Genomic DNA, 11404 nt, shown 5'->3' with positions numbered 1-11404 from the left:
CCGCACTGCCGCGTCATCCGGATACTGCGCCGCCAGCGCCCGCAGCGCTTCCAGCAGGGCATCGCGCCGCGGCAGGTCTTCCTCCGCCTTGGCGTGGTTGAGGGCGTTGAGAAGGCCCTTGGCCAGTTGTTCCCGCACGGCCGCGTCATCCGGATACTGCGCCGCCACCTCCCGCAGCGCTTCCAGCAGGGCATCGCGCTGCGGCAGGTCTTCCCCCGCCTTGGCGTGGTTGAGGGTGTTGAAGAGGCCCTTGGCCAACCATTCCCGTACTGCCGCGTCATCCGGATACTGCGCCGCCAGCGCCCGCAGCGCTTCCAGTAGGGCATCGCGCTGCGGCAGGTCTTCCTCCGCCTTGGCGTGGTTGAGGGTGTTGAAGAGGCCCATAGCCAGTGGTTCCCGGACCGCCGCCTCATCCGGATACTGCGCCGCCAGCGCCCGCAGCGCTTCCAGCAGGGCATCGCGCCGCGGCAGGTCTTCCTCCGCCTTGGCGCGGTTGAGGGTGTTGAAGAGGCCCATGGCAATCAATGTACAGGCATCATTTCGGGCACGGGCGTCCGGGTCGGCGTTTCGCACTACGCTCAGCAGGTTATCGGTATCTACAGCTTCCCCCTGACCCAACAGGGATGCCGTGCATTGACACAAGGCCTGCGGCAGCGGGGGCAAATTCCAGGCGCGCACGTCGGTGATTAAGGCCGCTAGCGCACTGGCAAAGTATCCGCTACGCTCTTCTACGTCGCATACCTGCGCGGCCATGGAGAAAACTGCTGCTTCCGCCTCGCGCTTGAAACTGACGCGCCACTTCTTGTAACACCATTGGCGCGCCGCTTCCCAGCGCTTGTCGTGCCCATAGCTGGGCGGATCAGCGCTTTCCAGTATTTTCTGTTGGACAAGGGTGTCCAGTTGGGCTTCGTCTATCTTATCCAGCAGGGGGCGTTTGACGAGGTTCCAAAATCGTGAGTCGGCAGTGGGAAAAATCGCTAGGCGTATGGCCAGTTGCCGCGCTGGGGAATCATTGGGAAGATCAGGCAGCAATCGATCGAATTCCTGATACAGGTAGCGATTAGCCTCATCGACGCGCCGCCGCAGGTCATCCACCGTGGTCAGCGTGGCTGCGTCATCCTGCCAACGGGATATCACGCCGGCATGGCCATCGATCATCGCCATGAGTTCATCTTCTCCCGCAGCCCGCGCGGCGGGGATCTCTTCCCTCAGCCAGGCAAGCAAACGTTGGCGCTCAGCGAGGTCGTCCAGGTGCAAACGTGGCAGGCCGTACAGTTCCGCCATGCCGGGACGGGCTTCTTGCATATTCTCGACATACCGGTCCGCCCCATTTTCTGGGCGCAATCCGAGAAAAATGTGAACGCCGGGCCAATCGTCGAAATGGCGAAGGATGGCATCCAAGGTATTGGCCTGCACAGTGATTGGGGATGATTTCTCCCAACCATCCAGCACAAGCGCTACCGGGCGCGCGCTGACTTGGGCTACCAACGCCACCAGTTTCTGTGCCTGCTCATATTGCAGGGGTTTCAGCTCCAGGCCGCCGGAGCGCAGGGTTTGATTGGCGGAAATCATGCCCTGCAACGCTTCATCGACCACCGTGGCGATAGGTTGGCTTGCAGCGATCTTGTCCAGCACATGGCCGAGACTGAGGGAGAACTTCGCCAGCAGGTCATTCCGTTGCTGCTTCCACACCATCTTTGCTTGTTGCCGATAGCTGGCATCTGACAGCCAGCGGGTATAGAGATCGGACACCGCACGTAGCAGCGCGTCGCCGCCCTCGCCGTGGTCCTCGAAATAGCCGACCAGGCAACGATAGGGCTCCTCGCCCAACTCCTGCGCCAGTTGCTCGAGTAGCCATGTCTTGCCCATCTGAGCCCTGGCGACGACAGCCGTCATACCCTTGCGGCCGGCGCGGTCTAGCAAGTGACTCAAGTCCGGCGTCCGCCCGAACAGGCTACCGCGGCGATCGGGAAAAGGTTTTGGCATGGATCGGGGGGTTAAAAGCGGATCAGCGCGATGTTACTTGTTTCCCATGTAACTTGCCAGACAGGCACACAAGAAACCAATAGGGTCGGGCTCACTGCTGTCCCACAAAATTACTAAAAAAGGTCCGAATATCCAGATACAATGCGATTGCTTTGACCCTTGATATCACACCCCAATTACCTCGCCCTCCGCTTCACCGCATAGCCATACTGCGTCGGCCATGCCGGTTCTTCCCCCATGAAGTGTTGCGCCTTGATGGCCCAGTACGGTTCCCGCAGCAGCTCGCGCCCGATAAAAACCAGGTCCGCCTGGCCGCTGGTGATGATTTCATCCGCATGCTGCGGATCGGTAATCAGGCCCAACCCGCCGGTCCGGATTCTCGCTTCCTCGCGGATGCGCCGGGCAAGAGGAATCTGGTAGCCTCGCGACACGGGGATTTTCGCATCCGGCGTCGCTCCGCCGGAGGAGACGTCAATCAGGTCCACGCCACGCACCTTCAGTTCCCTGCAAAGGACGATCGATTGTTCGATGTCCCAGCCGCCCTCGGTCCAATCGGTTGCCGAGATTCGCACGAAGAAAGGCAGCTCTCGAGGAATGATCTCGCGCAGCCGACCGGCCACCCGCAGCAGTAGCCGCATGCGGTTTTCCAGGCTGCCGCCATAGTCATCGGTACGCTGGTTGCTGATGGGCGAGAGAAACTCGTGCATCAGGTAGCCATGAGCGGCGTGGAGTTCGATGACTTTAAAACCCGCGGCCAGCGCACGCCTTGTGGCGACTTCCCAGGCATCGATGCAATGCTCGATATCCTCTATAGAGAGGAGCGATGGAATTGGATCTTCCGCGTCGAAGGGCAGGGGGCTGGGGCCGATGACGGGCCAGCCTCCTTCGGCAGCGGTTTTCAGGCTGCGACCGCCCTTCCAGGGTTTATCGCAGCTGGCCTTACGCCCGGCATGCGCAAGCTGGATGCCGGGAACGGCGCCCTGAGTTTCCACGAAGTTAGCGATCCGGGCCAGCGGTTCGATATGCTCGTCTTTCCAGATTCCCATGTCGGCCGGCGATATGCGTCCCTCGGCCGTGACTGCCGTCGCTTCGACAACAACGAGCGCTACGCCGCCTATCGCCCGGCTGCCGAGGTGAACCAGGTGGAAATCATTGGCAAAACCATCCTGCGCCGAATACATGCACATGGGAGACATCGCGATCCGGTTGCTGAAGGTGACGCCCCGAATGGTCAACGGGGACAGCAGATCCACTTCCGGAATTTCGCGGTCGTGCTCGCTCTGGCACTGGGCCTGGACGGGATTTTGGCCGACGCTTTTGCCGGTGAGCAAACTATTGGTGGGATGAGGAGGGGAGCTTGCGTCTTTATCCGGGTCATAATGGGACATGATTTTCCTTCCTTGAAAAGTAGCTATCGATCCTGTTAATCTTCCCGGGAGTCTTCCCGCATTCGGCTGATGCTGGCGATGACGGCCGGATGTCTAATTTGCACGCCTTAATAAAGTATATACGTGAAACGATTTTTTTCAGCTCAACCCATTTCCATTTCCGGCGGGAGAAGACATCCATGACAAACAAGGCGATTTATGTGCAGCCAGGCGGCGGGTTTGACCGGGTGACGCTTGGCAACAGCGAGCCATCACCGCCGAAAGCAGGCGAGATCACGGTCAGAATCCGCGCCAGCTCGCTTAATTATCATGATTATGCGGTGGTTAGCGGAATGTGGGCGCCGACAGTGCCGCGTATTCCGATGTCAGATGGCGCGGGAGAGGTGCTCGCAGTGGGGGAAGGCGTGACTGAATTCGCGCCGGGCGATCATGTGGTCAGTACGTTCTTTCCCACCTGGCTGGACGGTGACGCTGAAGTGGATGACATGAGCACGGTGCCGGGGGACGGCATAGACGGCTACGCCCGCCAGCAGGTGACAATGCCGTCGACCGCATTCACACGGGCCCCGAAGGGCTACAACCACGCGCAAGCAGCTACGCTTACCTGTGCGGGCTTGACGGCGTGGCGCGCATTGATGGTGGATGGGGCATTGAAGCGCGGCGAGACCGTGCTGGTCCAGGGAGCCGGCGGGGTTTCGGTATTCGCTTTGCAATTCGCCAAGATGGCGGGTGCGACGGTGATTGCGACATCGTCCAGCGATGAAAAACTGGCAAGGTTGGAAGCGCTTGGCGCGGATTACCTGATCAATTACCGGAAGGATGAAAACTGGGGCGAATCGGTGCGGCGGTTGACGGCGGGACGAGGAGTCGACCATGTCATCGAAGTTGGCGGAGCATCGACGTTAGCGCAGTCCATGACGGCCGCCCGGATCGGCGGACACATCGCAGTGATCGGTATTCTCTCGGGCGTGACGGCAACGCTGCCATTGCTTTCCATCCTGACGCGCCAGTTGCACCTCAAGGGTCTGGTGGTCGGCAACCGCCGCTGGCAGATGGAGATGATCCGGGCCATTGATGCGGCGGGTTTGCAGCCGGTAATCGACCGGCATTTTCCGCTGGAACAGATCGTCGACGCTTTTCGCTACCAGGAAAGCAAACGGCACGTCGGCAAGATATGCCTTGATATTTGAGTGCAGGGCACCGGTAGAATCAGGGGTTTTTTGATGTGTTTGCAGGAGAATCGGGATAGGGCGAAACCGTAAGAGGCAGAACCCGATTCGGTTAGACTACTTCAGGAGTGATGGAAAACCGTGGTCTGTCCCCATTTTACCGTAGCGGAGAAAACATGCCGAAAGTCTACAACTCAATCATCGTTCCTGCGCCGATAGAACACGTATGGTCGCGAATACGCGACTTCCATGACTTCTCCTGGGCGCCGTCTGTCATCACATCGTGCAAGAAGGTGGGTGAAGGCGATGGATATTCCGTCGGGGCGAGGCGGCTGCTAAACAACGCATTTCTGGATACGTTGGTCGCCTATAGCACTATTGAAAAGCGGATGATGTATTCCATGGATGAAGGGCCATCTCCGGTCTCATCCAGGGAGATCCATGATTACGTCGGCGACCTGCGTTTGCTACCGGTTACGGTGAATGACACGACGTTTGCGGAATGGTCCGGGTCGTGGGAAGCCGGAAATACCGATGCAGTCGAATTCATGAATGGAGTATACCGTTCTCTCCTCGGGGACCTTGCGGCAGAGTTTGGCGCAAAAAATTAGCGCGGTACGATGGTCGCCCCCGATTCTGTCACCAGCTAAGGCGAGGCGGGTAATTGCTTCAGTGGGAGGTCCCGGCCTCCAGATACTGCCCGCACATCATGACCCTTATTGCTGCGTTATCTGAAGGCGTGCCAGCCGCTGGTCCAGTTCCTCGGCTGCTGTGATCTGATCCGTTGCGCGGTAGAGTTTTGCAAGATTGTCCAGGCTTGTTCTCACGTTGGGGTGGTCCGGCCCAAGGCTTTTCTCGAAGATTCCCAGCGCGCGCTTATAGAACGGCTCCGCCTGCGCATACTGGCCCCTGGTATGATAGATGTATGCCAGGTTGCTCAGGCTGGCAGCCATGTTGAGATGGTAGGAACCAGTCGCTTTCTCGAGGATTGCCAGCGAACGCTCATAGAAAGGCTCCGCCTGCGCATACTGGCCCTGGATGCGATAAAGTTCTGCGAGGTTGCTCAAGTCCCTGCCCACGTCGGGATGGTCGAGGCCGAGCGTATTCTCCCGGATCGCCAGCACGCGCTTGTAGAGCGGCTCTGCTTGCGCATACCGGTTTTCGGTATGATAGATCAATGCCATGTTATTCAGGCTGCTTACCATGTCGGGATGGTTGGGGCCGAGCATTTTCTCGCGGATTACCATCGAACGCTCGTAGAGGGGCTTGGCCGACGCATATTGGCCTTGCATGCAGTAAAGCTCCGCCAGATTGTTGAGGGTCTGGGCCACGTTGGGATGGTTGGGACCGTGGGCTTTCTCGCGGATTGCCAGCGCGCGCTTGTAGAGGGGCTCCGCCTCCGCGTACCGGCCCGCGGCACGGTAGAGCTCCGCAAAGCCGTTCAGGCTGATCCCCACGAGGGAATGGTTGGGGCCAAAGTATTTTTCCCGGATTGCCAGCGAGCGCTGGTAGAGCGGTTCCGCCAGCGCATATTGGCGATGGTCGCGATAGAGCTCCGCAAGATTGTTCAAGCTGGTTGCCGCATTGGGATGGTTAGGCCCGACCAGCTTTTCCGCCACGGCAAGCGATTTTTTAACAGCCGCCACGGCGCGGTCGTACTCGCCCTTCTCATAAAGTGAGATCGCGTCTTTACTGATCGCCGACCACTTTGTGTCTTGCGCATGAGCGGATGTCGCCGCACCCAGCATGAGGGAGAGGATGAGGGTAATCGGGAGTGTTTTCATGGATTTCCTTACGAGCAGGGCGCAGGTGAAGGTGGGATGGAAACCAAACCAAGCCAAACTACGTCAAGCCGGTTAATCGCATATACATTGTAATCGCCAATTTTCTCGGAAACTGAACCTGGCGCGCGCGTAGAAACTGAACCTGGCGCGCGCGTAGTATCGCACAAGGACCAGGTTTTTGACATCCCGATGCAACAAAAAACTATTCGCACGGTTGCTTCTCTCGCTCATAATCACCATGAAAACCTGTGGCACATCGCGCGGTGCGTCGCTGAATCGCCATTTGCGCCGGCAAATTGATACAGGGGCCCCAGCTCGGCTGATTGACCAGACGATCCAGGAATCAAAGTGATAACACAAAATTATCCAGACCTGACCTGCAGGCAGGGGCGGAGCCAATTATTCCGGCTGGTTTCAAAAGCGCTAAATAGCACTTATCCGAGCTATAAGGGGCAGGCCAATGCCAATCACTTGGGATCGCGAAGAAATTTCCTCCGCTCAGTCGCTGCACTGAGCGCCGCCTACGCAACACCGATGCTGGCCAGCGTAAAAAAAGAAAATCCGCGCATCGCCATTGTAGGGGCGGGCATGGCCGGGCTTAACGCGGCGTACATATTGCGCCAAGCGGGCTATCAGGCCACCGTATACGAAGCTTCGAAACGGATTGGGGGTCGAATACGCACATCCCATGGCGACATCGTTCCAGGCTTGGTAACCGAACTGGGCGGTGAGTTCATTGATTCAACGCATTTTGACATGCTCGCTCTTGCTAAGGCGTTCGGCCTTCCTTTGCTCGATACCGAAATCGAAAGGGAGCGTAACCTGGAGACAATGTTCTTTTTCAATGAACGCCGCTATAGCGAAGAACAGGTAATTGCCGAATTCAAACCGCTTGCAACAAGAATCGCCCGTGATGCGGCGCGGCTATCCTCGAATATTACCGCAAGAGCGCATAGCGGCATCGACGCGGAGTTTGATGTGATTTCCTTATCGGAATATCTTTACCGCATCGGCGCTACCGGCTGGATTCTCGATTTAATCAATGTCGCCTATGCAACCGAGTATGGGCTGGATGCGAGCCAGCTTTCTTGTATCAACCTTTTATCCATGATTGATGCAACTGTGAAAGATGGATTCAAGATTTTTGGTGAAAGCGACCAGCGCTTCAAGATTCAAGGTGGCAATAATCGAATCATAGATGAGCTTGCGCGACCCATAGAGGCATCCATTCAGCTTGAGCATCGGCTGGTTTCAATACGGCCGAATGGCAAAGGATCTCGTCTGACCTTCGCTACCCCGGGCAAAACGATTTCTGTTGATCCGGATTGGGTAATCCTGACGCTACCCTTTACGTTGTTGCGAGAGGTTGAGATGGTGGACGTGCTGCCGCCCATAAAGCGAAGTGCAATCCATCATCTTGGTTATGGGACCAACGCAAAACTTGTGGTGGGTGTTGACAAGCGAGTATGGCGGGAGCAGGGGTATAGCGGCGAATGCTATTCCGACAAAGCGTTTCAAACTGGCTGGGACGCCAGCCGGCTCCAGGCAGGGCCGAGTGGCATGTACACATTCTATTTGGGAGGTAAAGCTGGAATAGAGATAGGCGATGGCACAACCGAAAAGCGCTCGCAAGAATTATCCGCAGCCCTTGATCAGGTATATCCCGGGTTTAACTTAAATCGTACAAACGCCAGCCTTCGCATCCATTGGCCCTCAGAGCCTTTTTCACTCGGTGCATACTCCTGCTTTCGACCGGGCCAGTGGACGCAATTTAATGGTGAAGTCGGGAGCCGGGTTGGCAATCTGCTATTTGCAGGCGAGCATTGCAGTACCAACTTTCAGGGATTCATGAATGGTGCTGCCGAGACGGGCCGCCTCGCCGCCCAAACGATAATTAACACGCTACGCTAAATTCTTTAATGACGAGCCAACCATTAAGGAGAAACATTCGGCTCTCAATTAAGATTGGAAGGCACTTTCTTCATCAAGCGAGTTAAATTTTGCAGGCCCAGCATACTAGTAAAACCATCAATTCTGCCAAGCTGTGTCGCTACTTCGTTGGGGCCAATCATTGCTTCCAAACGTATTCCAGATAGGGGAGTTGCGTCAACTGAGCCACCCGTAATAGGAAGTAATGTTGGCGAACTGGATGCAGCTACCTTATTTTTGACCTAGGGTTGAACGTCAGTTTTCCCAACAGGGGCAAACCAAGCGCCACTAAGCCAAGCAGCAAAATTGGGATAAACAAGATCACTTGAATGATCGCCAAATAATCGAAAACATGTAATGCCGTTATCAATGCCAGAATAACGGAAAGAAGCGACTGCCCCAAGGAGCGGGTGGTTTGCCGCAAACTTTCTATCTGAATATGTAGCTCCCGCAGTTTAAATTGCATTATCTTGTATTTTTCGGTCGAACCGCGATTTTCGTTACCTTTGTTGAACAACGCCTGCTCAGTCGGATAATTAAAGATCATGGGTAGGTACAAACTGTGCAGATAACGATCAGCTTCAGCATAATCCGCTTCCAGCCGTCCAAGTTTAAGCAAGCGGCGCGCCCTTTCCACATCAAGCCTATCTATTTTCTCCTCGGCCATCTTCACCAGTTCTTCATTATGGATGATAACCGCATGAGGGATGATCAAATATGGGCTGATACCGACCGTCGCCCGGCAACTATCCCAAGCCCGGTCTTCCGTTACTATGGATAATAGCGTGCATCGGTTGAACTTGATGAATATGCTGGCATCCGAGAATGAAGGATCAAATGTATCTAGAATTTCTTCGTTATCCGTTTCTTGGAAATCAAAAATGCCTATGGCAATCCCGGAGAGCGCCTGCAGGACTTGTTTTTCGAATGTATCTTCTTTCATTTCTCTTAGGATTTCCTTATGCGCCGCATCGTCCGAGCGCGCCTTTATCGCTTTCCTTAATAAATCCATGTTCTTACGTTTCTCATCTTCCACTAGCAAGATCTGGACCGTTCCGCTATTAAGCGCGATTTGGCGGGTGAGTTTTTTTTGCTCCGTTTTTTCCGCAGGAATTAGCTCGACAATCAAACTGTTTATCGAAAGGTTTTCCTTGCCCCGGTAGTTGAAACCGATGCGATGAGCAAGCTTTGGAGATTGGTTGCTTGCTAGTTCCGTATAGGGACCGGTATCCTCCGATCGCCCATCATAAAGGCTGATAAGCTTGATGATTTCAAATTCATTGAGGGGATCGTTGTCGTTAGTCGACAGGGTCAAATGCCATATTCTGATTCCACTCTTTTGGAACTCGGTTTTATTGAGCATGAAATTAACCGCTCTCGGCCGTTGCGTGCTGATAAGCTCCACATAACGTCCTTCGGAGCGGAAATGGAATGACGGTGGAAATACTATCTCCAGTTTCCCGTTTCCAAAGCAATGAGTACTATCCAAAGGCGGGTCCGCCTGAAATTGGTATTTCAGTAAATCCCTTTCCATCGATCCGAAAACGTCGTCGTGGTCAAACCGGTTGCCTATCGATACTTTCCTTTCCACAAAATGGAAGCAAATAGACGTCCGCTTCAAAGATTCTTTCGATAACTTTGGTTTTTCATACCCTGACTCCGGAAGTATTACGCGCCTGGCTTGCTTCCGTAGCCAACATTTCATTTCGATGAAATTCGCATCATGTGCTTTATAGAACTCGAGCAAAAATTCCGCTACACGAGTTCCATTAACAGGCTGCGAATCCTGCCTTATCGGGAAATATAGTAATATCAAATGCTCAAACGTCTTCTGTTCACCTATAGATCCGGGCTGGCTATAAGAAATATCAACTTTCTTGACGGGAAGATTTGAGAGGAGGCTGGCTTGCGCCAAATCTTTTTCTGCTGGATTCGAACTGGAAAGCTTTTGCTGTTCTGTCATCTCGCTCGGTATCGGTATTTCTCCTTCCTGAATTTTCTTAGCTAACGCAGAGGCGTGACTCATCATATCGATGGCAATTTGGTTTCGTTGATAATTTGCGGCAACTGCAAAATAAGCCAGCAACCCCGAACTCTCCTTGTCGTAATGCTTGAGCACCAGTCCTACCGCAACTTGAGAGCCTTGCCTTAGTTCCTGATCAAAGGCAATAGCAATTTTTTCTACTCTTGGCAGAGAGGCGGGATTTTCCGAGTCTTCACGCTTACCCGGATCCATAAAAAGGGACTCATAAGTCTTGATAAAGTCTTCCATATAAGAATGGGAAACACTTGGCGCGGCGTGTAAGCTGGTAATTTTGGTTTGAACTTGGTTCATGCTATAGGTGTTATAAAGATACTGTGGAAAATAGGGGACAGACCACGGTTTTCTGCTAGACTCTATCCGCCTACTTTTACCGTCATCATGCCATGCCGCGTCGCGCCCGCCTAGTTTTACCAAACGTTCCCCTGCACATCATCCAACGCGGCAACAATCGCCAACCGTGTTTCTTCGCCGACGAAGATTACAGTGTCTACCTTGACTGGATGGCCGCGTACGCCGGCAAGACAGGGTGCCGGGTTCATGCCTATGTGCTGATGACCAATCATGTGCATCTCCTGATGTCGGCGGATAGCGTGGAGGCTCCGGGGTCGCTGATGAAGGCACTCGGCCAGCGGTACGTGCAATACGTGAATCGCACCTACCGGCGTAGCGGGACGCTCTGGGAAGGGCGCTTCCGTTCCTGCCTAACACAGGATGAAATCTATCTGCTGGCATGCCAGCGCTACATTGAGCTGAATCCGGTGCGTGCCGGCATGGTAGCGCATCCCGCAGGATATCGCTGGTCGAGTTACTGGGTGAACGCGCAGGGCGAAGCCGACGCTCTGGTGCAGCCACACCCGCTTTACGAGGCGTTAGGTTTGGATGCCACAGCCCGACAGGCGGCGTATCGCGAGCTATTTCGCGACGAGTTGGAGGCGGGGTTGCTGGATGAAATACGCCGCGCCACAAATGGCAATTTTGCGCTGGGCAATGAAGGCTTCTCCATACAGGTATCGTCGGCCATAGGAAAACGCGTGGTACCCGGCCAATCGGGGCGGCCACGCAAAATGCTGGAACCGGAGTCAGGTAAATCGTTTCAGGAGTAAC

Annotated in this window: 8 protein-coding genes; 4 read left to right on the top strand and 4 right to left on the bottom strand. The window is 54.9% G+C overall.

Annotated elements, in window-relative coordinates:
- Together BLP45_RS06470 and BLP45_RS06465 are read right to left on the bottom strand one after the other, a co-directional pair.
- The coding region (locus BLP45_RS06470; protein WP_143002414.1) for an ATP-binding protein at positions 1 to 1986 on the bottom strand (1986 nt) is incomplete at its 3' end.
- 176 nt (positions 1987 to 2162) lie between these two features.
- The gene (locus BLP45_RS06465) at positions 2163 to 3374 is read right to left on the bottom strand and encodes an NADH:flavin oxidoreductase/NADH oxidase (RefSeq protein ID WP_090370925.1); all 1212 of its coding nucleotides are present in this window, start codon (positions 3372 to 3374) and stop codon (positions 2163 to 2165) included.
- Positions 3375 to 3553: 179 nt separating this feature from the next.
- On the opposite strand from BLP45_RS06465, the gene BLP45_RS06460 reads away from it, so the two are divergent.
- A complete protein-coding gene (locus BLP45_RS06460; protein ID WP_090370923.1) occupies positions 3554 to 4564 on the top strand; it encodes a zinc-dependent alcohol dehydrogenase family protein in 1011 nt (336 codons plus the stop codon).
- 155 nt (positions 4565 to 4719) lie between these two features.
- Positions 4720 to 5154 (top strand): SRPBCC family protein, encoded by a 435-nt coding sequence (locus tag BLP45_RS06455; protein WP_090370973.1) that lies wholly within the window; start codon positions 4720 to 4722, stop codon positions 5152 to 5154.
- 105 nt (positions 5155 to 5259) lie between these two features.
- Here the strand turns inward: BLP45_RS06455 and BLP45_RS06450 are convergent, their stop codons facing one another.
- Entirely contained in the window at positions 5260 to 6327 is a 1068-nt protein-coding gene (locus BLP45_RS06450; RefSeq protein ID WP_090370921.1) for a tetratricopeptide repeat-containing protein, read from the bottom strand.
- 348 nt (positions 6328 to 6675) lie between these two features.
- Here BLP45_RS06450 and BLP45_RS06445 point away from each other — a divergent pair, with 348 nt between their 5' ends.
- Entirely contained in the window at positions 6676 to 8238 is a 1563-nt protein-coding gene (locus BLP45_RS06445) for a flavin monoamine oxidase family protein (RefSeq protein ID WP_090370919.1), read from the top strand.
- A 244-nt stretch (positions 8239 to 8482) separates the two neighbouring features.
- Here the strand turns inward: BLP45_RS06445 and BLP45_RS06440 are convergent, their stop codons facing one another.
- Positions 8483 to 10591, bottom strand: a complete 2109-nt coding sequence (locus BLP45_RS06440) for a hypothetical protein (protein WP_143002413.1) — start codon at positions 10589 to 10591, stop codon at positions 8483 to 8485.
- A gap of 92 nt (positions 10592 to 10683) precedes the next feature.
- Between BLP45_RS06440 and BLP45_RS06435 the strand changes: the two genes are divergently transcribed.
- Positions 10684 to 11403 carry a transposase gene (locus BLP45_RS06435; protein ID WP_090370915.1) on the top strand — a complete coding sequence of 240 codons (720 nt, stop codon included), beginning with the start codon at positions 10684 to 10686 and terminating at the stop codon, positions 11401 to 11403.
- Position 11404: the final 1 nt, after the last annotated feature.

Source organism: Nitrosospira sp. Nl5 (genome assembly GCF_900102495.1).
In the GTDB taxonomy this organism is placed as follows: Bacteria; Pseudomonadota; Gammaproteobacteria; order Burkholderiales; family Nitrosomonadaceae; genus Nitrosospira.
The sequence above is the reverse complement of the archived record's forward strand: the minus strand, read 5'-3'. Positions and strand labels throughout refer to the sequence as shown.

What these genes read in the sequence shown, in the direction of transcription:
- BLP45_RS06465 (WP_090370925.1), bottom strand. Translation starts at nt 3,374, where the DNA reads ATGTCCCATTATGACCCGGATAAAGACGCAAGCTCCCCTCCTCATCCC.
- BLP45_RS06460 (WP_090370923.1), top strand. Translation starts at nt 3,554, where the DNA reads ATGACAAACAAGGCGATTTATGTGCAGCCAGGCGGCGGGTTTGACCGG.
- BLP45_RS06455 (WP_090370973.1), top strand. Translation starts at nt 4,720, where the DNA reads ATGCCGAAAGTCTACAACTCAATCATCGTTCCTGCGCCGATAGAACAC.
- BLP45_RS06450 (WP_090370921.1), bottom strand. Translation starts at nt 6,327, where the DNA reads ATGAAAACACTCCCGATTACCCTCATCCTCTCCCTCATGCTGGGTGCG.
- BLP45_RS06440 (WP_143002413.1), bottom strand. Translation starts at nt 10,591, where the DNA reads ATGAACCAAGTTCAAACCAAAATTACCAGCTTACACGCCGCGCCAAGT.
- BLP45_RS06435 (WP_090370915.1), top strand. Translation starts at nt 10,684, where the DNA reads ATGCCGCGTCGCGCCCGCCTAGTTTTACCAAACGTTCCCCTGCACATC.